This window comes from Duganella aceris (assembly GCF_011090165.1).
Taxonomy (GTDB): Bacteria; Pseudomonadota; Gammaproteobacteria; order Burkholderiales; family Burkholderiaceae_D; genus Rugamonas; species Rugamonas aceris.
Window position 1 is genome coordinate 40,088 of the sequence record NZ_JAADJT010000011.1, and the last position, 22,452, is coordinate 62,539.

Here is a 22,452-nt window from a genome sequence, read left to right on the forward strand (position 1 = left end):
TCATATTCAAACAGCGCTCCGGGATGTTTTATTCAGGTGCAGCGGCAGGATCTGCCGGCCGCTTTGCTTGCCGCTGCGGGCGTTGATCATCACCGCCGTCAGGATCACGAGCCCGGTCAGCGCGCTTTGCCAGAACGGCGAAACCTTCACCACCGGCAGCGCGTTGCCGATCACGGCGAGGAACAAGCCGCCCAATACAGCGCCGGCCACGCTGCCGCTGCCGCCGGCGATGCTGATGCCGCCGATGACGCAGGCCGCGATCACGGTGAATTCAAAGCCGTAGGCGATTTCGGTGTAGGCCACCGCATAACGCGCCACCCACAGGTAGCCGCACAAGCCGGACACCGCGCCGGCCAGGCCGTAGGTCCACAGCAGCCGCCGGGCGATCGGGATGCCGACGTAGCGCGCCGACGCCGGCTCGTTGCCGATCGCGTACAGGTCGCGGCCGAAGCGCGTGTGCCGCGCCAGATACCAGGCCCCCAGCACCGCCGCGCCGGCGATCCACACCAGATGCGTGACGCCCAGCAGCCGGGCCAACGGGAACGCGACAAACTCCGCCGGCATCTGGTGCGACGATACCCAGGCGCCGCCGGACAGCACGAACACCAACCCGCGATACACGCTCATGGTGCCCAGCGTGACGACGATGGGCGGCAGTTCCAGGCAGCCGATCAGGTAGCCGTTGATCAGCCCCAGCACCAGTCCGATCGACATCGCCGCCAGCATCACGACGATCAGCGGCAGGGCGGGGAAGCGCGACGCCAGCAGCGCCGACATCATACCCGCCAGCGCCAGGCTGGACGCCATCGACAGGTCGACGCCGCGCGTCAGGATCACCAGCATCTGCGCCAACGCCAGCATGATCAGCAGCGTGCTGTCGGTGAGCAGGTTGCCGAGGCTGGCGCCGCTGACGAACACCGGCGCGCGCATGCCGACCAGCAGGATCAGCGCCACGGTGCACAAGGCCAGCTGCGTCTCGCGCAATTTCAGCAGTGCTTTCATGCGGCTTCCTCCAGCAGCGGCGCGCTGCCCGATGCGGCGGCGACGATATTTTCCGGCGTCGCGTCGGCGCGGTCGTAGATATGTTCGATGCGGCCCTGATGCATCACGACGATGCGATCGGCCAGGCCCATCACCTCCGGCAGCTCGGACGAGACCAGTATCACCGACAAGCCCTTGGCCACCAGCTCGCCGATGAAGCGGTGCACGGCGGCCTTGGAGCCGATGTCGATGCCCTTGGTCGGCTCATCGAGAATGATTACTTTGGGATTGGTCGCCAGCCATTTGCCCAGCACCACCTTCTGCTGGTTGCCGCCCGAGAGTTCGGACACGTTCTGCATCAGATGGGTCGCCTTGAGTTCCAGTTGCTCCGCGTAGTGGCGCGCGATGGCCTGCTCCTGCGCGCGCCGTCCGCGCAGGAAGAAGCCGACCCGCGACAGTACCGGCAGCGTGATGTTGTGCATGATCGGCAGCGACAGGTGCGCGCCCTGGTGCTGGCGGTCTTCCGGCACGTAAGCGATGCCCTGGCGGATCGCGCCGGCCGGCGACGAGATGATGATCTCCTTGCCGCCCAACTTGATGGTGCCGTTGGCGCTGGAGCTGAGCCCGAACAGCGCCTGCATCACTTCCGAACGCCCGGCGCCGACCAGGCCATAGAAGCCCAGTATCTCGCCCTGGCGCAGCGTGAAGCTGACATCGCTGAATTCCGTCGGGTGGTTGTAGCCGCTAACCTCCAGCAGCACTTCGCCCGGCGTCACGTCGGCCTTGGGGTAGGCCTGCTTGACGGTGCGGCCGACCATCAGCGACACCAGTTCCGGCTCGGTGATATCGGCCATCCGGCCCTCGGCGATGAACTGGCCGTCGCGCAGCACCGTATAGCGGTCCGCGACCGTGAAGATCTCGTCGAATTTATGCGAAATGAAAATGATCGCCGTGCCGGCCGCGCGCAGCTGGCCGATGATGCGGTACAGCTCATGAATCTCGCGCTGCGACAGCGAGGCCGTCGGCTCATCGAGGATCACCACCCTCGCGTCCTGCGACAGCGCCCGCGCGATCTCGACGAAATGGCGCTGCGCCACGCTCAGGTCCTTGACCCGCGCCCGCACCGGCAGCGTCACCTCCAGCCGCGCGAACAGCTTTTCCGCCTCCGCTTCTATGCGTGCCCAATCGATGCGCGCGCCCTTGGATGGATGCCGGCCGACGTAGATATTCTCCGCCACCGTCAACTCGTCGAACATCACGGTCTCCTGGTGCACGGCGGTGATCCCTGCGCGCATCGCATCCTGCGCGTTGGCGAAGACCACCGGCTGGCCGGCCAGTTCGATGGAACCCTGGTCCGGCTGGTAAATGCCGGTCAGCGTTTTGACCAGCGTCGACTTGCCCGCGCCGTTCTCGCCGATCAGCGCCATCACTTCACCCGCGCGCACCGACAGCGCCACATTGTTCAATGCGACGATGCCGGCGAAGCGCTTGCAGATCCCGGTCAGCTGCAGCACCGGGTTGGTATTGTTATGCATAAGTCCCCGGCTCAGAAAATCTTGGAGAACTTGTCGACGTTCCCTTTGTCGTAAGTGAACGGCGGCGCCATCGCACCCTCGCCATTGGCGTCGAGTGCGATGCTGCCCATGCGGCCCGCAGCGACGCTGCCACCCGGTTTGGCGGTAGACTGGCCCTTGACGAAGTCATACGCCGCATAGGTCGCCGCGTAACCGAGGTCGATCGGATTCCAGATCGCGAATTCGCGCACCGCGCCGCTCTTGACGTGGCCGGCCATCTCGGACGGCAGTCCCAGGCCGGTGACGAACACCTTGCCGACCAGGTGCTCGTCCACCACCGCCTTGCTGGCCGCGTTGATGCCGACCGTGGTCGGAGCGATGATCGCCTTCAGGTTGGGATTGCTGCGCAACAGGCCGATGGCTTCGCGGTAGCTCTTGTCCGACTGGTCGTCGCCGTACACCGTGGCGACCAGCTTCATATTGCTGAATTCCGGCTTGGCCAGTACGGTCTTCATCACGCCGATCCAGATATTCTGGTTGGTTGCCTGCGCCGACGCCGACAGGATCGCGATCTCGCCCTTGCCGCCGATGGCGTCGGACGCCATCTGGATCTGCTTCAAGCCGATCAAGTCGGCGTTGGAGGGATTCAGCTGCATCAAGCGGCCTTCCTTGGCCAGGCCGCTGTCGAACGAGATCACCTTGATGCCGCGCGCCATCGCCTTCTTCGCGATCGGCACCAGCGCGTTCGGGTCGTTGGCCGAGATGACGATGGCGTTGACCTTCTGGCTGATCAGCGAGTTGATGATCTCGATCTGGCCTTCCGCGCTGGGCGTGGTGGGGCCGGTGTAGATGATTTCGACGTCCTTCAGCTCGCGCGCCGCGTCCATCGCGCCGGTGTGGGCGGCGTCGAAGAAGCCGTTGCCGAGGTTTTTCACCACCATGGCGATGCGGATCTTTTCAGGCTCCTTCTCTTTGCAGCCGACGACGGTCGCGAGCAGGCCGGCGGCAACGGCCGCCAATACGATCTTCCTGAGCTTCAATGGGCGGCCTCCGACTGGTACATCGCCGCGGTCTGGTAGTCGAACGGCGCCGAGAACGCCGACGGCGTCAACTGCTGCGGCAGCGCTTCCGGTTCCACCGTCACCACCCGTACGCCGGATTGCTCCAGCAGCTGCACCGCCGAATCGGAGGCGTAGGTATCGGTGATCACGGTCGCCACGCGGTTCAAGCCGCACAGGATCAGGCCCGCCTTCTTGGCGAACTTGGAGCTGTCGGCCAGCACGATCAGTTCCTCGGCCTGCGAGATCAGGCGCTTCTCGGCCTGGATCAGCAGCGGGTCGGCCTCCATCAGGCCAAGCAGCGACAGGCCGTAAACGCTCATGAACATCTTGGCGGCGTAGTGGTGCTGGGTGATGTCGTTGTCGAAGGGGCTGAGGATCACGTTCTGCTCGCGATAGACTTTGCCGCCGGGGACGATGATCTCGTTCTCGCTCGACACCAGCAGGCGCTCGGCCATCAGGAAGGAATTGGTCAGGATCTTGAGATGCTGGTCGACCAGGAACTCGGCCATCATGAAGGTGGTGGTGCCGCCGTTGATGATGATCGTTTCGCCATCATTGCACATGCCGGCGGCATGGCGCGCGATGGCGCGTTTGCGCTCGGCGTAGCACTGGATATTGTGCTGGAAGGTCTCGCTGGTGAGCGTGAAGCCGCGTTTTTTCTGTTCCAGGTTGGCGGCCCCGCCACGGGTGCGGGTGAGCAGGCTGCGGGCGGCGAGCCAGCTGATGTCGCGCCGCACGGTGGCGGGCGAGGCGCTGAGCCAGTCGACCAATTGCGGCACGCTGGCCGTATTATGTTCGGCGAGCAGCTTCAGCAAACGTTTACGGCGCTTGTGATTTACCATATTTGTCTCCTTTATTTTGTAACTACTACCGTCGCTGCCTTGGTTTTTGCCTAGGGACCGATCCGGTGTGTCACTTTATTAACGATAAAGACTAAACACTTCAAAAAGGTCAGTCAATCATTGTGCGATCAATTATTTGATTGTTTCCATATCGATTTGGCATACCAGTCAAGTTTCAATCACTGGCATGATTATTTAAACCTTGGTCATCATGTTGATCGCTTCCGCATTGACACCCATCGCCGCCTGATTTCTACTGAAAGCAGTTGCCACCCATGGCAAAAAAGAATATCTAACAACGGAGATCAGCAATGAAAGTACCCCAGCAGTTATCACCGATCAGTTCTTTGTGGGACGATGCCGCAGCGGCCGCGATGAGCGAGCCTGAGCTGCTCCTGTATCGTTCGAACCTGCTTGGATCGGACCTGCGCATCACCAATTTCGGCGGCGGCAATACCTCCGCCAAGGTCATGATGGCCGATCCGCTGAACGGCGAACAGGTCGAGGTGTTGTGGGTCAAAGGCTCCGGCGGCGACCTTGGCAGCATCAAGCTCGATGGCTTCTCGACGCTGTACATGGACAAGCTGAACGCGCTCAAGGCGCGCTATCGCGGCCTGGCACTGGAGGATGAGATGGTGGCGTATCTGCCACACTGCACCTTCAACCTGAACCCGCGCGCCGCCAGCATCGACACGCCGCTGCACGCCTACATCGACCGCAAGCACGTCGACCACATGCACCCGGACGCGGTGATCGCCATCGCCGCCTGCGCCGGCAGCAAGGCGCTGACGCAGAAAATATTCGAAGGCGAGCTGGGTTGGCTGCCGTGGCAGCGTCCCGGCTATGACCTCGGGCTGAAGCTGGAAGCCGTATCGAAGGCGCAGCCGGAACTGAAGGGCATTATCCTCGAAGGCCATGGCCTGTTCACCTGGGGTGATACCGCCAAGTCCTGCTACGAGACCACGCTGGCCATCATCAAGCGCGCCGAGGAATGGCTGGCCGCGAACTCGAAGCAGCCTTCGTTCGGCGGTCAAGCGATCGAGCCGCTGCCGGCGAACGAGCGCAGCGCGCTGGCGGCGAAGCTGATGCCTCTGTTGCGCGGCAAGATCAGCCGCGACGAATACAAGCTCGGTCACTTCGACGACAGCGCCGCCGTGCTGGAATTCGTTTGCAGCCGCGACCTGCAGCCGCTGGCGGCCCTGGGCACGTCGTGCCCGGACCACTTCCTGCGCACCAAGATCCGTCCCTTCGTGATCGACTTCGATCCGCTCAAGCCGGACTTCGAGAAGCTGGTCGCCGGCCTGGATCAGGCGCTGGACGAATATCGTGCCGGCTACGTCGCCTACTACGAGCGCTGCAAGCGCGATAACAGCCCGGCGGTGCGCGACGCCAATCCGATCATCTATCTGATTCCCGGCGTGGGCATGCTGTCCTTCGCCAAGGACAAGGCTACCGCGCGCATCGCCGGCGAGTTCTATGTCAACGCCATCAATGTGATGCGCGGCGCGAACGGCGTCGACACCTACGTCGGCCTGCCGGAACAGGAAGCGTTCGACATCGAATACTGGTTGCTGGAGGAAGCGAAACTGCAGCGCATGCCGAAGCCGAAAAGCCTGGCGGGCCGCATCGCGCTGGTGACCGGCGGCGCTGGGGGCATCGGACAGGCAGTCGCGAAACAGCTGTTGCAAGAGGGCGCGTGCGTCATGTTGACCGATATCGATCCGGAAGCGCTGGAGCAGGCGCACAAGGATCTGGTCAAGGGCGCGGGCAAGGACAGCGTCGGCAGCGTGGTCGCGAATATCACCAGTGAGGAGGCGGTGGACGCGGTGCTGGCCGCCGCATCGCTGCGCTTCGGCGGCGTCGACCTGCTGGTGTCCAACGCGGGCATCGCCTCGTCGGCGCCGCTGGAAGACACCACGCTGGAGATCTGGGAACGCAACCAGGCCATCCTGGTCACCGGCTATTTCCTCGCCAGCCGCGCCGCCTTCCGCATCATGAAGCAGCAAAAGCTGGGCGGCAGCATGGTGTTCGTCGCCAGCAAGAACGGCTTGGTCGCGTCGGCCGGCGCGTCGGCGTACTGCACCGCCAAGGCGGCCGAGATCCATCTGGCGCGCTGCATCGCGCTGGAAGGCGCGCCGCACGGCATCCGCGTCAACGTCGTCAATCCGGATGCGGTGATACGCGGTTCGCGCATCTGGGACGGCAAGTGGAAGCAGGAGCGGGCGCAGTCGAATAAAATCGAAGCCGACGACGTCGAGGCGTTCTACCGCGAGCGCAGCATGCTGAAGCTGAGCGTTCTGCCGGAGGATATCGCCGAAGCGGTCTACTTCCTCGCCAGCGACAAATCGGCCAAGAGCACTGGTAATATCCTGAACGTCGATGCAGGAAATGCCGGCGCGTTCACTCGCTGAGTTCAAAACTGAGTGACACAAAAATATAAAGACGGAGACATCACATGAGTACCATTATCGACAACGGCCGTGTGGCCGAGCACAACGCCGGCCTGACGGCGAATCTGGAAGCGGACTACGCGGCGCTGGGCGGCATGCTGCAGCGGCGCGGCGTGGACATCGAAAAACTGACCGCGCAGGCGCAGACCTTCGCGGTGGCCTTGCCCAGCTGGGGCGTCGGCACCGGCGGCACGCGCTTCGCGCGCTTCCCCGGCCGTGGCGAACCGCGCAACGTGTTTGAAAAGCTGGACGACTGCGCGGTCATTCATCAGCTGACCCGCGCCACGCCGGGCGTGTCGCTGCACTTCCCGTGGGATAAGACCACCGATCCGGCGGCCCTGCGTCAACAGGCGGAGAGCCATGGCCTGTACTTCGACGCGGTCAACTCGAATACCTTCCAGGATCAGCAGGACCAGGCGCACAGCTACAAGTACGGCAGCCTGACGTCGCAGAACGCGGCTACGCGCGCGCAGGCCGTGGCGCACAATATCGAATGTATCGAGTTGGGCCAGGCGCTGGGTTCGAAGGCGCTGACGGTGTGGGTCGGCGACGGCGCGAATTTCCCCGGCCAGCACAATCTGCGGGGTGCGCTGGAGCGCTATCTCGACAGCGCGCGCGGCATCTACGCGGCGCTGCCGGCGGATTGGCTGATGTTCATCGAGCACAAGCTGTTCGAGCCGGCGTTCTACGCGACCACCATCGCCGATTGGGGCACCAGCTTCGCCTGCGCTCAAACGCTGGGCGACAAGGCGAAATGCCTGGTCGATCTGGGCCATCATGCGCCGAATACCAATATCGAGATGATCGTGGCGCGGCTGGCGCAGTTCGGCAAGCTCGGTGGTTTCCACTTCAACGACAGCAAGTACGGCGACGATGACCTGGATTCAGGCAGCATCAATCCGTTCCAGCTGTTCCTGGTGTTTAACGAGCTGGCCGATGCGGCGTCGCGCGAGGGCGCTGCGTTCAAGCCGGCTTATATGCTGGATCAGTCGCACAACGTCACCGATCCGATCGAGAGTTTGATGAACAGCGCGGTGGAAGTGCAGCGCGCGTTCGTGCAGGCGAATCTGGTGGATCGCGCGGCGTTGCGTGCGCATCAGGAAGCCAACGATGCGCTGGAGTCGGCGCAGGCGCTCAAGCATGCGTACCGTACCGATGTCAGTGCGATTCTGGCGATGGCGCGCTTCCGCTCGGGCGGCGCCATCGATCCGGTGGCGTGCTACCGCGCCAGCGGCTACCGCGCGCAGGCGGCGGAGGCGCGTCCGGCCAAGGCGGGCGCCAGCAGCAGCGGCATCGTCTAAGCCGTGGCCGCAGTCACGAAGAGCCAGCGCAAGCCGCGCGGCTCGATGACGCCTGTCGTGGGCGTCACGCTGGCCGCCGCGCTGCTCATCGGCGTCGCCGGCTCGCCCGCCGCGCAGACCGCCGCCACGCCGATAGTTTCGAACCGTATCGCCGATGTCGCCGCCCATCTGGCTGCGCCGCCGGACGACGCGCGTCCAATGGTGCGCTGGTGGTGGTTCGGTCCGGCGGTGGTCAAGCCGCAACTGGAGCGCGAACTGCTGGCGATGAAGGCGGGCGGCTTCGGCGGCGTCGAGATCCAGCCGGTCTACCCGATGGAGCTGGACGACCCGGCACGCGGCATCAAGAACTTGCCTTACCTGTCGACGGAATTTCTCGATGCGGTCAGTTTCGTCAACCGCAAGGCGAGGGCGGAAGGCATGCGTGTCGACATGACGCTGGCCAGCGGCTGGCCTTACGGCGGCCCCCATGTCCCGGTCACCGAATCCGCCGGCCGCCTGCGCCTGGCGGTGGCTGAACTGGCGCCCGGCGCCACGGCGGCCGCGCTGCCCGCCATCATGAGCGGCGAAACCCTGCTGGCAACCTTCATCGGCCCAGGCACATCCCAACAATACGACGCCACCAAACTCGCCCCGGCAATCCCGCCGGGCCCCGGCGGCGTCGGGCCAGGACGTATTGCCGTGACGGCGTCGAACGAGCCGCGTGTGGTCGCGTTCTATATCGCCAGCCGCACTGGCCAGCAGGTCAAGCGCGCCGCGCTAGGCGCCGAAGGCTTCGTGCTCGATCACCTGAGCCGCAAGGCCATCGACCACCACCTCAACACCATCGCCGAGCCGCTGTTGAAAGCCTTTGGCGACCAACCGCCATACGCCGTTTTCTCGGATAGCCTGGAAGTCTACGGCACCGACTGGACCGACGACTTCCTCGGCGAATTCCAGCGCCGGCGCGGCTACGACCTTAAACCGCACCTGCCGCTGATCTACAGCGGCCAGGGCGACAAAGCCGCCGCGCTGCGCCACGACTGGGTGCAAACCCAAACGGAGCTGGTCAACGAACGCTATCTCACCCCAGTCAACGACTGGGCGCGCGCGCACAACACCCGGTTCCGCTCCCAAACCTATGGCGAACCGGCGGTTTCGATGTCAAGCAACCGCCTGGTCGCGCTGCCGGAGGGCGAAGGTCCGCAATTTCGCAGCTTCTCGTTCACGCGGCTGGCCACATCGGCCGGGCACCTGTACGACCGTCCGGTGATTTCGGCCGAGACCTGGACCTGGCTGCATTCGCCGGCCTTCAGCGCCACGCCGCTGGACATGAAGGCCGAAGCGGACCGCATGCTGCTACAAGGAGTGAATCAATTCATCGGCCACGGCTGGCCATACACGCCGCCGGGCTTGCCGGAGCCGGGTTACGCCTTTTATGCCGCCGCAGTGTTCAACAACCACCAGCCATGGTGGAACGTCATGCCCGACGTGAACGCGTATCTGAGCCGCACCAGCTACCTGCTGCGTCAGGGCAGGCCGGCCAACGATGTCGCGGTGTTGCTGCCCAACGACGACGTCTATGCGGCGGCAGTGCCGGGCAAAGTATCGTTGTCGGCGGAGATGCATCACTACGTCACGCCGCAGCTCACCGAGCAGATATTGGACGCGGGCCACAATCTGGATTACGTCGATGCGGAATCGATCCTGGCGCTCGGAATCACGCATCCGGTGCTGGTCATGCCGCACGTGACGCGCTTGTCGCCGGCGGTGCTGGCCAAGCTGGCCGACTACGTGCGCGGCGGGGGCAAGATCATCGCGGTTGGCGCGATGCCTTCGATGGCGCCGGGGTTCGCAGAGGCGCAGCGGATTTCAGCGCAGGTGGTTGCGGCTTCCAAAGGCCTGCTTGGCAAGGCGGGCGTGCAGCTGGTCGCGGATGATGCCGGCGTTGGCGCGGCGCTGGGCAAGGCGCTTCAGCCGGACATCAAGGTCGCGGCGCAGGCGGCGGACGTCGGGTTCATCCATCGCAAGTTGGCCGATGGCGATATCTACTTCATCGCCAACACCAGCAACCGCGACGTGCGTACCAGTGCCACGCTGCGCGCGCCGCGCAAAGTCGCCGCGTGGTGGAACCCGTACACCGGCAAGACCAGCGCCGCAACCGTCCGCCCCGCGCTGGATTTGACGCTGGCACCGTACGAGTCGCGCGTCCTGGTGCTCACCGACAGCGCGCCGCCCGCGCCCCCTGTCGCCGCTGCCAGAGCCGCGCCGCCCAGTAGCATCGTCGCCGGAGCCACGCCGCAGCCCAGCGTCGCCGCCGGAGCCACGCCGCTGCCCAGCGTCGTCGCTGGAGCCGCGCCGCTGCCGAGCGTCGCAACCGGCGCCATGCCGTCAACCAGCGTTGCCGCCGGAGCCATGCCGCTGCCCAGCGTTGCCGTTGGAGCCAGGCCGCAGCCCAGCGTCGCCGCCGGAGCCACGCCGCTGCCGAGCGTCGCAACCGGCGCCATGCCGCCAACCAGCGTCGCCGCCGGAGCCACGCCGCTGCCGAGCGTCGCAGCCGGAGCCACGCCGCAGCCCAGCGTCGCCGCCGGAGCCACACCGCTGCCGAGCGTCGCAACCGGCGCCATGCCGCCAACCAGCGTCGCCGCCGGAGCCACGCCGCTCGCCGGCGCGCGGCAGGCCGCCGTCCTTGCGGACCTAAGCCGCGACTGGCAGGTGCGCTTCGCCGGCGCGGGCGAGGCGCAGGCCATGCCGACACTGCGCTCATGGACCGACGATCCTGCCAAACGCTTTTTCTCAGGCGTCGCCACGTACAGCAAAGACATCGCCCTGACCGCCGCCCAGCTGCAAGGCCAGACGATCCGCCTGGACTTCGGCCCCGGCACACCGCTGGACACCACACCAAAAGTCCCAAGCGGCATGCGCGCCATGCTGGAAAGCCCGATCCGCGAAGCGGCCGAAGTCTACGTCAACGGCCAACGCGCCGGCGCCATCTGGCACCCGCCGTATGAACTGGACATCACGAGCCAACTGCAAGCGGGCGCCAACAAGATCGACATCAAAGTCGCCAACCTGTCGCTGAACGCGCTGGCGGGGCAGGAGCGTCCCGACTACCGGCTGCTCTCCGCCCGCTACGGCCAACGCTTCGTCCCGCAGGACACACACCTGATCGTGCCGCAGCCATCCGGCATCCTCGGCCCCGTGCGACTGCTGACCCAACCAGAAAGCCAACCATGAACGGCATACGACTAGTCTTTACCGCGCTGCTGTTGATGTGCGCCGCGACGGCCGGCGCCAAGACCTACAACGCCAACGACTACGGCGCCAAAGGCGACAGCACCACGCTCAACACCAAAGCCATCCAAACCGCCATCGACGCGGCGGCCAAGGACGGCGGCACGGTGGTGCTCAGCCCCGGCACCTACCTGAGCGGATCGTTGTTCGTCAAAACCGGCGTCACGCTGCAAGTGGACAAAGGCGTCACCATCCTCGGCTCCCAGAGGATTGAAGACTACCCCGTCATGCCGACCCGGATCGCCGGCATTGAGATGCGCTGGCCCGCCGCGCTGATCAACGTCTACGAGCGGAAGAACGCCGCCATCACCGGCGAAGGCACTATCGACGGCGACGGTAAAATCTTCTGGGACAGCTACTGGACCCTGCGCAAAAGCTACGAACCGCGCGGCCTGCGCTGGGCATCCGACTACGACGCCCCGCGTCCGCGCCTGATCCAGGTGTTCAACTCGTCGCACGTCAAGGTCGGCGGCGGCCTGCTGCTGCGCCGCTCCGGCTTCTGGACGCTGCACATCTGCTACTCGACCGACATCACCGTCGACGGCGTCATTATCCGCAACAACGAAGGCGGTCGCGGACCGTCGACCGACGGCATCGACATCGACTCGTCGAAGAAAGTGCTGGTGCAGCACGCCGACATCGCCGTCAACGACGACGCGCTTTGCCTGAAGGCCGGCCGCGATTCCGACGGCCAGCGCGTCAACCGCAGCACGGAAGACGTCATTATCCGAGACTCCATCGTGCGCGACGGCGCGGCCGGCGTCACCTTCGGCAGCGAGACCTCCGGCGGCTTCCGCAACATCGAAGCCTACAACATCACCGTGCTGGACCAGGTGCCGGTCGGGATCCTGTTCAAGTCCGCGCATACGCGCGGCGGCTTCGGCGAAAACCTGCGCCTCCACGATTTCACGATGAAGGGAACGCCGGTCGTCCTGCGCATCACCATGAACTGGAACCCGAGCTACAGCTATGCCGAGATCCCGAAAGAGATCAAGGACTACCCGCCATACTGGAAAGTGCTTGCCACGCCGGTGCCGAAAGAGAAGGGCATCGCCCACTTCCACGATGTCCGCATCTGGAACATCAGGGCCGCCGGTGCCGCCACCGCGTTTGAAGTGGACGGCTACAAGGAAGCACCGCTGCAACGCTTCAGCCTTGAAAACCTCGATATCGAAGCCCGCAAGGGCGGCCATATCTACGATGCCAGCGACTGGCAATTCACCAACGCCAGGTTGACGCTGGCCGAGCCCATCGCGCTGGAAGACGCCACCTCGGTGCGCGGCCTGCCTGCGGCCAGCAGCATCGTCAAGCCGGCGGCGCCGAAAGCCGATCCATCCAAGAAGAGCTTTGAAGAACAGGACAAAACGTGATGAAGACTTCGCACCTACTGATCGCCGCGCTGGGCATGGCCTTCGGCACGCTGCACGCGCAACAGCAGTACCCGCTGCCGACGCCGGCGATGCAAGCCATCGTCGACAAGGACACCAGCCGGTACTTCGGCGACGCGCCGGCCGATGGCGGCCCGATGGCCACCGATTTGTCGCCGGCCTTGCAGCCCGCCGCCATCGATAAAGCCATGCGCAAAGTCGCGGACTGGCAGCTGGCGCGCACCATGCAGCACCTGGACAAGATCTGGACCTCGGCCGTGCTGTTCACCGGCTTCATGGCCGCGTCCGAGTCCAGCGGCGATCCCAAATACCGCGACGCGATGCTCAGCATGAGCAAACAGTTCGAATGGAAGCTGCGCACGCCATACCCCAATGCCGACGATATCAGCGTCGCGCAAACCTATCTGGAGCTGTATCTGCGCGATCCATCGCCGGAACGCATCGCGCCGACGCGCGAACAACTGGACATCCTGATCGACCTGAAGACACTGAAGCCCAACGACGACCGCCTGCCATGGTGGTGGTGCGACGCGCTGTTCATGGCGCCGCCGGTCTGGGTGAAAATGTACAAGGCCACCGGCGAGCGCAAATATCTCGACTACGTGCACGAACAGTGGCGCAAGACTTACGATCTGCTATACGACAAGGAAGAGCACCTGTACGCGCGCGACGCGAGCTATATCCCCAAGCGCGAGCCGAATGGCAAGAAGATCTTCTGGTCGCGCGGCGAAGGCTGGGTGATGGGCGGACTGGCGCGCACGCTCGGCTACATCCCGCAGGACGACCCGCAACGCCCGTTCTACATTCAGCAATTGCGCGAGATGTCGGCCCGCATCGCCCAGCTCCAGGGCGCGGACGGCTTGTGGCACGCCGGCCTGCTGGACCCCGCCAGCTATCCGCTGCCGGAAATTTCCGGTTCGGCGCTGTTCGTGTTCGGCATGGCGTATGGCGTCAACCAGGGCTACCTGGACGCGAAAGTCTACCGTCCGGTGATCGAGCGCGCCTGGGCCGGAATCCTGAAACACGTGTACGCCGATGGCCGCCTGGGCGGCATCCAGCAAACCGGCGCCGAGCCGGCGTTCTATCTGCCGGCGTCGAGCTTCAACTACGGCGTCGGTGGCTATCTGCTGGCCGCATCGGAGCTGAAGAAAATGGCCGGCGGAGGCAAACCATGACCACCCGCGCATTCAGGATGAAGCTTAAACCGGGCACCGTGGACGAGTACAAGCGACGCCACGACGAATTGTGGCCGGATCTGGCCCGCGCGTTAAGTGAGGCCGGCATTTACGACTACTCGATCTTCCTCGATGAGGAGACGCTGCACTTGTTCGCGGTGCTCAAGCTCTGGCCCGACCACAAGATCGAAGCGCTGCCGGCCAAACCGGTGATGCAGCGCTGGTGGGATCATATGGCCGACCTGATGGAAGTAGAACCGGGCAACCGGCCACGCGAGTGGCCTTTGCAGCCGATGTTCTACTTCGCCTGAGCCGCCGCCATCGGCGTCAGCAAGCCGCGATCGCGCAGCCACTCTTCGGCGCGGCGCGGCCAGTTGGACGAGGTGCCCAGGCCGTCGCGCATGCCCATGCCGTGGCTGCCGTGTTCGAACAGATACATCTCCGCCGGCACGTGCGCGCGCGTCAACGCCTGGTAGAACAGGATGCTGTTCTCGACCGGGACCGAGGTATCCTCTTGTGTGTGGATCAACAGCGTCGGCGGCGTGGCGGCGGTGACCTGCTTTTCCAGCGACATCAGTTGCAGCGCATCCGCCGACGGTTTGGCGCCGAGCAGCGCCTTGCGCGAGCCGGCATGAACGGCGGGGTCCTGCATCGTGATGACGGGGTACATCAGCATCAGGAAGTCCGGCCTTGCGCTGACCGCGTCCAGCGCCGCGCCGGTGCGGCCCAGCGGATGGTCGAACAGCGTGCCGGCGCTGGCCGCGAGGTGGCCGCCGGCCGAGCTGCCCATGACACCGATGCGGGCCGGGTTGATGCCGAATTCCGCCGCGCGCGACCGCAGCGTACGCACCGCGCGCAGCACGTCTTGTAACGGCGCTGGATGTCCGTACTCCTGCATGCGATACTTCAGCACAAACGTGGTGACGCCCAGGCTACCGAGCCAGTTCGCATATTGATCGCCTTCGCGCGCGGTGGACATGCGGACGTAACCGCCACCCGGGCAGATGATGACGGCAGTGCCGTTCGGCCGGTCGACCGCCGGGCCCGCCATGGTCAGGGACGCTTCGCTGACGTTGGAGTTGTAGCCGCCGCCGATCTTCTCGGGGCCGATGTCGCGCAGACCGGGCACGCCCTCGGGCCATAATGGGATGACGGACGTCGCGCCGCAGGCCATGCCGGCGCTGGCGCCGAGAATCAGAGTAAACAGTATTTTTTTCATGGTGGAGACTTTAGCAGATGAACAAACGGATTTGGTGTGCTGTTACATTGGCGCTGTCGGCGCAGGCCGCAAGCGCGGTGGACTTGTTTAATGGACGCGATTTCAGCAACTGGGAGTTGAAGACCACGCCCGCCGCGACGATAGCCAGCGCGTTTCGCATGCTGCCGGACGGCGTCATCGCCTCCGAAGGCAAGCCCTCCGGCTTCCTGGCGACGCTGGACAGCTACCGCAACTACCGGCTGCACGTCGAGTGGCGCTGGAGCGGCAAGCCGGGCAACGGCGGCGTGCTGCTGCACGTCAGCGAAGGCCCGATGGACCGCGTGTGGCCTGTCAGCCTGCAGGTGCAGACCAAGAACGGCAACGCCGGCGATCTGCTGCCGATGGCCGGCGCCAGCTTCGACGAAGCGCTGACCAGCGCCAAAGGCGCCGAGCCCCGCATCAAAGCGCACACCGGAGCGGACAGCGAAAGGCCGGTCGGCGAATGGAATACCTGCGACATCGTCAGCCGCGACGGCACCATCGACGTGAGCGTCAACGGCGTGCCGCAGAACCGCGTCACCCATGCGCAGCCGGCTTCCGGGCGCATCGGCTTCCAGCTGGAAGGCACGCCCTACGAGCTGCGCCGCGTCGAGCTGACGCCGCTGCCGGACTAGCGTCACCGCCGTTGCAACCAGGCTTCCGGCACCGGCACGATACAGATGTTCATGCTGCGGCCGTCTTCGGACAGCATCGCCGACTGGATCTCGATGCGCGTGCCGTCGGCGCTGAAAGTAGGGTGGGGATGGTCGGCCGCCGTGGCCTTGTGGCCGGTGGTCAGCATCGTCATTTCGCGCGTGCGGCGGTCGATCAGGTAGACGCTGCGGCTGAAGTCATCGCCCACCGCCCAGCGCCCGTCCGACGATCCGTGCACATGCCACAAGCCGCTGCCGGACGGGGTTTGCCCGGCGATGGTCATCTCGCGCGTGCGCAGATTGACGATGGCCAGGCCGCTCGGTTTCTCGCGTGTGCCGGTGACGCCCCAGCCGTTGTCCTGGCCCGGATTGGCGCCGCCGACGCCGGTCGCCGGCGCATCCACGCCGCCGGCGCCTCCGGCGATCGGACGATGGCCCATGATCGACATCGCCACTTCATCCTTCGAGATCACCGCTTCATGCGTGACCCATTCGTAGGGCGCTTCCGGGTACAACGGACGCAGGCCGCTGCCGTCGGCCAGCACGGTCCAGGTGCGCTGCGGCGACTTGCCGCCGGTCTCCCAGCAGAATACGATCTCGCCGGGGTTCCACAGGTTGGCCTGGATATGGCCGATCTGGAACGGCACCGACACCACATGTCTGACTTCGCCGGTATTGATGTTCATGCGCGCGATGCCGTTCGGGCCCGCTCCCATGTTGCGCGGCCCGAACGCGGGCTCGATCTTCACGCGCGGCGCCAGGTGCCTGGCCGCCGCCGCGGCCCCGACGCGGAAGTAGACCCAGTCCTCGGCCGCATCCAGCGCCATGTCGCCGCCGGCTTCCAGTTCCTCCGACGTGGTGCCGCAGATGCGCTGGTAGGCGTCGGCGGCTTTCAGCTTGCCGGCCGCGCTGTCGGCCAATAGCGCGGCCAAATCCACTTCGACGATTTGCAGGCGCTTCGGCTGCGCGTCCTTGCGCATGAAGTAGAGCTTCATCGATTTGCGCGCCAGGTTCAGCATACCGACGTAGCCGCCCTCCGTGACCTGCACGATGTCGCCGCTTTGTTCGTTGACGGCCATCGCCTCGCCGTGCGCCAACGCCGATCGGAACACCACCCATTTGCCGTCCGACGTCCATTGCGGATGGGTGGGATAGATCTTGGAATCGCCATGCGGCCTGGTGGTCAGGAAGGTGAGCATGGTGCCGGTCACCGGATCCTTGACCACCTTGCGCTCCGATGGAAAACGTTTGCCGATCTGGGCCTGCGCGCTGGTGCACAGGACCAGCGCGGCGCAAAGGAGTAATCTGTGGATCATTATTCGCTCAATAAAATGAAGGAGGCTTCGATTGTCTGCCCATATCGTTATGAAAACCGCTCATTTTTCTGATTCTTTAAAAGCCGCGCGCAAGGCCGGAAATTCATCGCATAGAATGAGCGGCATGCATAAATACCTCGCCACTTTCCTGATCACCTTGTGCTGCGCGCTTGCGGTTCAGGCCCAGAACACCGATCCACGCAACGCCCAAGTCACCATGCCCGAGCCGCTGGACGCCAGGCTGCCGTCGCTGATACTCATCGGCGACTCCACCGTCCGCAATGGCCGCGACGATGGCCAGGGCAAGGGCGCCGCAGGGCAGTGGGGCTGGGGAAATCCGTTGGCCGGCTACTTCGATCGCAACAAGGTCAATGTCGTCAACCGCGCCATCGGCGGCTTAAGCAGCCGCACCTATCTGAGCGCCGGCCGCTGGCAAGCCGCGCTGGACTTCATGAAGCCCGGCGACGTGGTGCTGATCCAATTCGGCCATAACGACGCCTCGCCCGTCAACGATGCCGTCCGAGCGCGCGGTACGATCAAGGGCATCGGCGAGGAGACGGAGGAGATCGACAACCTGATCACCAAGGAACACGAGATCGTGCATAGCTACGGCTGGTATCTGCGCCGCTTCGTGGCCGACATCAAGGCGCGTGGCGCCACCGCCGTCATCTGCTCGCCGATTCCGCGCAAGATCTGGGGCAAGGACGGCAAGATAGTCCGCAGCGCCGATTCCTACGCAGGCTGGGCGGCGCAGGTCGCGCGTCAGGAGCAGATCGGTTTCATCGATCTGAACGAGATGGTGGCCAGCCAGTACGATGCGATGGGACGCGATGGCGTGATGCAGTTGTTCCCCGAGCCGGAAAACATCCATACGAATATGGCCGGGGCGGAGCTGAACGCGCGCACCGTGGTCGCGGGCATGAAAGCGTTGGGCATCATGCCGGCGTTGCCGACCTTGTTCCTGGTGGGCGATTCAACCGTCAAGAGCGGCGGCACCAATGGAGCATTCGGCTGGGGCGAGCGTATCGCGCCGCACTTCAACCAGGACAAGATCAACGTCGTCAACCACGCCATCGGCGGCCGCAGCAGCCGTACCTTCTTCACCGAAGGCCGCTGGGACAAGGTACTGGAACAGCTGAAGGCCGGCGACTTCGTGGCGATCCAGTTCGGCCACAACGATGGCGGCCGCATCGGTGATCCAGCCGCGAAGAACCGTGGTTCCGTGCCGGGCATGGGCCCTGAAACCGTCGAGGACACCAAGCCTGACGGCGGCAAGGAGCAGGTGCACAGCTTTGGCTGGTACATGGCACGCTACGTCGCCGATGCGCGTGCGAAGGGCGCGACGGTGATCCTGCTGTCGCCGGTGCCGCATCGCGACGTGTGGGCGAATGGCCGCGACTTCGCCAGCTACGCGCAATGGGATGAGCAGGTGGCCCGCGCCGGCGGCGCGCTGTACGCCGACCTCACGATGGTCGTCAGCGATGCCTACCGCAAGGCGGGAGCAAAAGTCGTCGACCGCTACTTTGCCGACGCCCGCACCCACACCAACGACGCCGGCGCTCAGTTCAACGCCGCGCGCGTGATCGACGCTTTCAACACCCTGCCAGGCAAGCCGCTGGCACCATACTTAAAATAAAGAGACGACTACATGAAGACCAAGCTGCTGCTGAAGAAAACCGCCATCGCCGCCATGTTGCTGCCGCTCGCCTGCCAGGCCTGGGCCCAGGCCAAGCCGGTCAACGACGCCACCGCGCCGCTGCACCTGCTGCAACCGGACTACGTTACCCCCTACGGCAAGCCGTCGGTCGAAGCGGTGACCAAGGTATTGGATCGGGTCTTCACCTACCTGGACGCGGCGTCGCCGGCACATGCCATCAATGCCAAAACCAAGAAAGAAATCACCAATTTCGACCAGCTCGACGACGACACCGTGCTGGCGCCCGGCGACTTCCGCCTGACCAGTTACGAGTGGGGCGTGACCTATGCCGGCATGATGCTGGCGGCGGGCGCCACCGGCGACCAGCGTTACAACGAATACGTCAACAAGCGTCTGACCCTGCTGGCCAAACTGTCGCCGGCGACCTTGAAGCGGATGAAGGCGGACCCGAAAGCCAAGTCGCCGGTGCGCAGCATGCTGCAGCCGCACGCGCTGGACGACATCGGCGCCGTGTGCGCGGCGATGATCAAGGCCAAGCGCGGCGGCCTGCAAACCGACCTGACACCGCTGCTCAACAGCTGTATCGAATTCATCGGCACGCGCGAGTTCCGCTTCAGCGACGGCACGCTGGCGCGCAATCGTCCGCAGCCGAACACCCTGTGGCTGGACGATATGTTCATGGCGATACCCGCGTTGGCGCAACTTGGCAAGCTGACCGGAGACGCCAAATACTATGACGACGCGGTCAGGCAGGTGAAGCAGTTCTCGGACCGGATGTTCAATCCGCAGAAAGGGCTCTACATGCACGGCTGGGTGCAGGGCATGGACGTGCATCCGGAATTCCACTGGGCCCGCGCCAACGGCTGGGCGGTGATGACGATGGTGGAGCTGCTGGACGTGCTGCCGCCCGAGCATCCCGGCTACAACATGGTGCTGCAACAGCTGCGCGCCCACGTCAAGGGCTTGAGCGCGTACCAGGACGGCACCGGCTTCTGGCACCAGCTGATCGACCGTAACGATACCTACCTGGAGACCTCGGCCACGGCCATCTACGCCTATTCAATGGCGCGCGCGATCAATCGCGGCTACATCGACAAGCGCGCCTACGCGCCGGCCGTCATCCTGGCCTGGAACGCGGTGGCCACCAAGGTCAACGCCAAGGGGCAAGTGGAGGGGACCTGCGTCGGCACCGGCATGGGCTTCGACACCGCGTTCTACGCCTACCGGCCGGTGAACGTATATGCCGCCCACGGCTACGGTCCTGTGCTGCTGGCGGGCGCCGAGGTGATCACGATGATCAAGACCCACCAGTTCGAAATCAACGACAGTTCGCTGCAGCTGGTGAATTAAGGCAGTCGACCAGCGCCTGCGGCACGGCGATCACCGTGCCGTGGCGCAGGCGCTGCGGCGTGCCTTCATCGGGGAAATGCATCCTGGCGGTGACGTCTTCCCAATGCACCAGGTCGCGCGAGCGCATGGCGCCGTAATGCTTGCTCATGTAGGCGTCGTAGTAGACGATGACGTCCTCGCCGATTTGCAGCGCGGTCGGGCCTTCGACCCACAGGCCGGGAGCGGTGATCGGCGCGCTTAATTTGCCGAACGGGCCTTGCACGTCCGGCGCCGCCGCCAGTTGCAGATACTTCTTCGGCGGATTGCGCGTTTCATCCTTGACCAGCAGGTAGTTGGCGTCCCGGGTGCGCAGGATGGTTGCGTCGATGACGCTGAAGCCGGGATCGTAATACAGCCTGGTCGGCGCATAGCTCTTGAAGTCGCGCGTGGTGGTGTAGTACATGCGGTGGTTGTACTTTTCCTCCGACGATCCGTCGGTGGCGGCGAAGCGGCCCGGTATGGTCGACGCCCAGAAAATCAGGAACTCGCCGCGCTTGTCGTCATACACGATTTCCGGCGCCCAGGCGTTCAGCACGCCGGATTCGTGCGCCATCACCGGCACCTGCTGCTGCGCCGACCAGTGCACCAGATCCTTCGACGAGGCGTAGCCGATGTTGTTCTCGTTCCAGCCGGAGGTCCACACCATATGATAGGTTCCGTCCGGGCCGCGCACGATGCTCGGGTCGCGCATCAGTTTCGACTTGCCGACTTGCGGCGTCAGGTAGCTGCGGCCGCCGCCCAGCTTGTCCCATTGGTAGCCGTCCTTGCTCGCGGCCAGATGCAGTCCGTCCTCGCCGTTGCCGGTGAAGTAGGTGAACAGATAGGCGGTGGCGTCGTCGCCGAGCGGGCGCTGGTTGCTGTAGTTGGGGCTGGGCGGCACGGCGAATTTTTCCACCGGATCGGGATGCGACGGGTCGAAGTGCCCGTAGCCGTCGGCGATGTAGGACGCAGCCGCCACGCCGCTCATGCGCAGGCCGGTCAGCACTGCCTGCGCCAGCTCGTAGCTGCCATAGTTGTTGTGGTGCGTATTGTCGATGCGGCCCGGCTCCGGCTCGGCGAAGGCTTTCTTCGACCGCTCCGGACCGAGCGCTTCGTAGAACGGAATGCTCATCGCATTCAGGTCGATGAACGGCGCGCCCAGCTCCCGCGCCGACTCGCGCGCGGCGTTGGCGTAGTCGGTCAGCGACGGCACGATCTTGCCGGCGGCGTCGAAATTGCGGCGCTCCATCGACGATATGATCACGGCGACGCCGCCGCGCGCGCGGATCGCTTCGACGTGGGCGCGGATTTCATCCTTGTAGGTGGTGAACGGGCCGCCTTTGCCATCCTTGATCTGCTTCTGGTCGTTGTGGCCGAACTGCATCAGGACCGTGTCGCCGGGCCGCATGGCGCCGAGGATCTTGTCGAGCCGGCGGCGCTGCAGCGAGTCGCGGTAGGTCTCGCCGGATTCGCCGTGGTTGGCGACGGCGATGCCGGGCTTGAGGAAGCGCGGCAGCATCTGGCCCCAGCTGTTATACGGTTCGCCCGGCTGGTCGCAGACGGTGGAGTCGCCGAGCAGGAACAGCGTCGGCGTCTGCGCCGGCGTGATCTCGATGGCGCGGATGGCCGGACTGGCGCCGTTGATCTCCAGCGTCAGCCTCTGGTCCCAGGCCCAGGCTTCCTGCACCGTTTCGCGCGGCTCCTTGAGCTTGACCGCGCCGCCGCCCGCGATGCGCGGCGTGCGGACGTTGACGGTGAAGTTGCGCGTGGTCGTGGCGCCGGGCGCGGTGGCGACGTTTTCCAGCATCAGCCGGCGTAGTTCCGCCTTGACGGTGGTGCTGGATGAGGCCTTGCCGGCGCCCAGCGTGACCGTGACGTTGTAATTGCCTTCAGGGAGATCCACCGAGAAGAAAAAAGGCTTGTCGCCAGTGAGATAGCCGGCGTGCAGGCGATCGCCGGATGCGTCTTCGACGGTCCGCGCAGAGGCGCCTGATTCAAAGCCAAAACCGCGTGCGGCGCTGTATTCCATGTCAGGCCGCACATTGATGTAGCCAGCCGAAGGCTGGGCGGCGCCGAATTCGAAGCGCCAGTTGTCGGCGGCCATGGCGCAAATAGAAAACCCCGCCAGCAGCAGCGCCGAGGAGACGCGGCGTACCACCGGCAGGGAAGGAGTGCACGGTTTGAACATACTGTAAGTCCCAGTGTTTCAGCTGGAACGAGTATCAAGACTCCCGCCTAA

At 64.8% G+C, this 22,452-nt stretch carries 16 protein-coding genes; 9 read left to right on the plus strand and 7 right to left on the minus strand.

The window, feature by feature from the left end; genetic code table 11:
- Positions 1-6: 6 nt before the first annotated feature.
- The 4 genes from GW587_RS22585 to GW587_RS22600 are packed head-to-tail and all read right to left on the minus strand — an operon-like array spanning position 7 to position 4,398.
- A complete protein-coding gene (locus GW587_RS22585) occupies positions 7-1,002 on the minus strand; it encodes an ABC transporter permease (protein ID WP_166106892.1) in 996 nt (331 codons plus the stop codon).
- On the minus strand, positions 999-2,516 hold the full coding sequence (locus GW587_RS22590; protein WP_166106894.1) for a sugar ABC transporter ATP-binding protein: 1,518 nt from the start codon (positions 2,514-2,516) through the stop codon (positions 999-1,001). The genes GW587_RS22585 and GW587_RS22590 overlap by 4 nt, the downstream gene beginning before the upstream one ends.
- Before the next feature lie 11 nt (positions 2,517-2,527).
- Positions 2,528-3,514, minus strand: a complete 987-nt coding sequence (rhaS, locus tag GW587_RS22595; protein WP_229259597.1) for a rhamnose ABC transporter substrate-binding protein — start codon at positions 3,512-3,514, stop codon at positions 2,528-2,530.
- A gap of 17 nt (positions 3,515-3,531) precedes the next feature.
- The gene (locus GW587_RS22600) at positions 3,532-4,398 is read right to left on the minus strand and encodes a DeoR/GlpR family DNA-binding transcription regulator (RefSeq protein WP_166106897.1); all 867 of its coding nucleotides are present in this window, start codon (positions 4,396-4,398) and stop codon (positions 3,532-3,534) included.
- A 311-nt stretch (positions 4,399-4,709) separates the two neighbouring features.
- Here GW587_RS22600 and GW587_RS22605 point away from each other — a divergent pair, with 311 nt between their 5' ends.
- The 6 genes from GW587_RS22605 to GW587_RS22635 are packed head-to-tail and all read left to right on the plus strand — an operon-like array spanning position 4,710 to position 14,293.
- Positions 4,710-6,809, plus strand: a complete 2,100-nt coding sequence (locus GW587_RS22605; RefSeq protein ID WP_166106899.1) for a bifunctional rhamnulose-1-phosphate aldolase/short-chain dehydrogenase — start codon at positions 4,710-4,712, stop codon at positions 6,807-6,809.
- A gap of 44 nt (positions 6,810-6,853) precedes the next feature.
- On the plus strand, positions 6,854-8,149 hold the full coding sequence (gene rhaI / locus GW587_RS22610; RefSeq protein WP_166106901.1) for an L-rhamnose catabolism isomerase: 1,296 nt from the start codon (positions 6,854-6,856) through the stop codon (positions 8,147-8,149).
- A 3-nt stretch (positions 8,150-8,152) separates the two neighbouring features.
- Positions 8,153-11,362 carry a glycosyl hydrolase gene (locus GW587_RS22615; RefSeq protein WP_371875638.1) on the plus strand — a complete coding sequence of 1,070 codons (3,210 nt, stop codon included), beginning with the start codon at positions 8,153-8,155 and terminating at the stop codon, positions 11,360-11,362.
- The gene (locus tag GW587_RS22625) at positions 11,359-12,789 is read left to right on the plus strand and encodes a glycoside hydrolase family 28 protein (RefSeq protein ID WP_166106902.1); all 1,431 of its coding nucleotides are present in this window, start codon (positions 11,359-11,361) and stop codon (positions 12,787-12,789) included. Before GW587_RS22615 ends, GW587_RS22625 begins: the two co-directional genes overlap by 4 nt.
- Complete coding sequence (locus tag GW587_RS22630) at positions 12,789-13,982, plus strand: glycoside hydrolase family 88/105 protein (protein ID WP_166106904.1); 1,194 nt, start codon at positions 12,789-12,791, stop codon at positions 13,980-13,982. The genes GW587_RS22625 and GW587_RS22630 overlap by 1 nt, the downstream gene beginning before the upstream one ends.
- A complete protein-coding gene (locus tag GW587_RS22635) occupies positions 13,979-14,293 on the plus strand; it encodes an L-rhamnose mutarotase (protein ID WP_166106906.1) in 315 nt (104 codons plus the stop codon). Before GW587_RS22630 ends, GW587_RS22635 begins: the two co-directional genes overlap by 4 nt.
- On the opposite strand, the gene GW587_RS22640 is transcribed toward GW587_RS22635, so the two are convergent.
- The gene (locus GW587_RS22640) at positions 14,281-15,201 is read right to left on the minus strand and encodes an alpha/beta hydrolase (protein ID WP_229259598.1); all 921 of its coding nucleotides are present in this window, start codon (positions 15,199-15,201) and stop codon (positions 14,281-14,283) included. The two genes, GW587_RS22635 and GW587_RS22640, sit on opposite strands and share 13 nt — an antisense overlap.
- A 17-nt stretch (positions 15,202-15,218) precedes the next feature.
- Between GW587_RS22640 and GW587_RS22645 the strand changes: the two genes are divergently transcribed.
- Positions 15,219-15,854, plus strand: coding sequence for a 3-keto-disaccharide hydrolase (locus GW587_RS22645; RefSeq protein ID WP_166106907.1), 636 nt, complete (start codon positions 15,219-15,221; stop codon positions 15,852-15,854).
- Positions 15,855-15,856: 2 nt separating this feature from the next.
- Here GW587_RS22645 and GW587_RS22650 read toward each other — a convergent pair whose 3' ends face one another.
- On the minus strand, positions 15,857-17,188 hold the full coding sequence (locus GW587_RS22650) for a TolB-like translocation protein (RefSeq protein WP_166106909.1): 1,332 nt from the start codon (positions 17,186-17,188) through the stop codon (positions 15,857-15,859).
- 124 nt (positions 17,189-17,312) lie between these two features.
- On the opposite strand from GW587_RS22650, the gene GW587_RS22655 reads away from it, so the two are divergent.
- Entirely contained in the window at positions 17,313-18,824 is a 1,512-nt protein-coding gene (locus GW587_RS22655; protein ID WP_166106911.1) for a rhamnogalacturonan acetylesterase, read from the plus strand.
- 12 nt (positions 18,825-18,836) lie between these two features.
- On the plus strand, positions 18,837-20,195 hold the full coding sequence (locus GW587_RS22660) for a glycoside hydrolase family 88/105 protein (protein ID WP_207393607.1): 1,359 nt from the start codon (positions 18,837-18,839) through the stop codon (positions 20,193-20,195).
- Here GW587_RS22660 and GW587_RS31470 read toward each other — a convergent pair.
- Positions 20,164-22,401: a GDSL-type esterase/lipase family protein gene (locus GW587_RS31470; protein ID WP_166106913.1), complete on the minus strand. Its 2,238-nt coding sequence runs from the start codon at positions 22,399-22,401 to the stop codon at positions 20,164-20,166. The two genes, GW587_RS22660 and GW587_RS31470, sit on opposite strands and share 32 nt — an antisense overlap.
- Positions 22,402-22,452: the final 51 nt, after the last annotated feature.

Bases quoted from the DNA above. Each gene is read 5' to 3' on its own strand.
- GW587_RS22630 (WP_166106904.1), top strand. From the start codon at position 12,789: ATGAAGACTTCGCACCTACTGATCGCCGCGCTGGGCATGGCCTTCGGC.
- GW587_RS22600 (WP_166106897.1), bottom strand. From the start codon at position 4,398: ATGGTAAATCACAAGCGCCGTAAACGTTTGCTGAAGCTGCTCGCCGAA.
- GW587_RS22640 (WP_229259598.1), bottom strand. From the start codon at position 15,201: ATGAAAAAAATACTGTTTACTCTGATTCTCGGCGCCAGCGCCGGCATG.
- rhaI (WP_166106901.1), top strand. From the start codon at position 6,854: ATGAGTACCATTATCGACAACGGCCGTGTGGCCGAGCACAACGCCGGC.
- GW587_RS22585 (WP_166106892.1), bottom strand. From the start codon at position 1,002: ATGAAAGCACTGCTGAAATTGCGCGAGACGCAGCTGGCCTTGTGCACC.
- GW587_RS22645 (WP_166106907.1), top strand. From the start codon at position 15,219: ATGAACAAACGGATTTGGTGTGCTGTTACATTGGCGCTGTCGGCGCAG.
- GW587_RS22605 (WP_166106899.1), top strand. From the start codon at position 4,710: ATGAAAGTACCCCAGCAGTTATCACCGATCAGTTCTTTGTGGGACGAT.
- GW587_RS22660 (WP_207393607.1), top strand. From the start codon at position 18,837: ATGAAGACCAAGCTGCTGCTGAAGAAAACCGCCATCGCCGCCATGTTG.
- GW587_RS22590 (WP_166106894.1), bottom strand. From the start codon at position 2,516: ATGCATAACAATACCAACCCGGTGCTGCAGCTGACCGGGATCTGCAAG.
- GW587_RS22650 (WP_166106909.1), bottom strand. From the start codon at position 17,188: ATGATCCACAGATTACTCCTTTGCGCCGCGCTGGTCCTGTGCACCAGC.
- GW587_RS31470 (WP_166106913.1), bottom strand. From the start codon at position 22,401: ATGTTCAAACCGTGCACTCCTTCCCTGCCGGTGGTACGCCGCGTCTCC.
- GW587_RS22635 (WP_166106906.1), top strand. From the start codon at position 13,979: ATGACCACCCGCGCATTCAGGATGAAGCTTAAACCGGGCACCGTGGAC.
- GW587_RS22625 (WP_166106902.1), top strand. From the start codon at position 11,359: ATGAACGGCATACGACTAGTCTTTACCGCGCTGCTGTTGATGTGCGCC.
- GW587_RS22655 (WP_166106911.1), top strand. From the start codon at position 17,313: ATGCATAAATACCTCGCCACTTTCCTGATCACCTTGTGCTGCGCGCTT.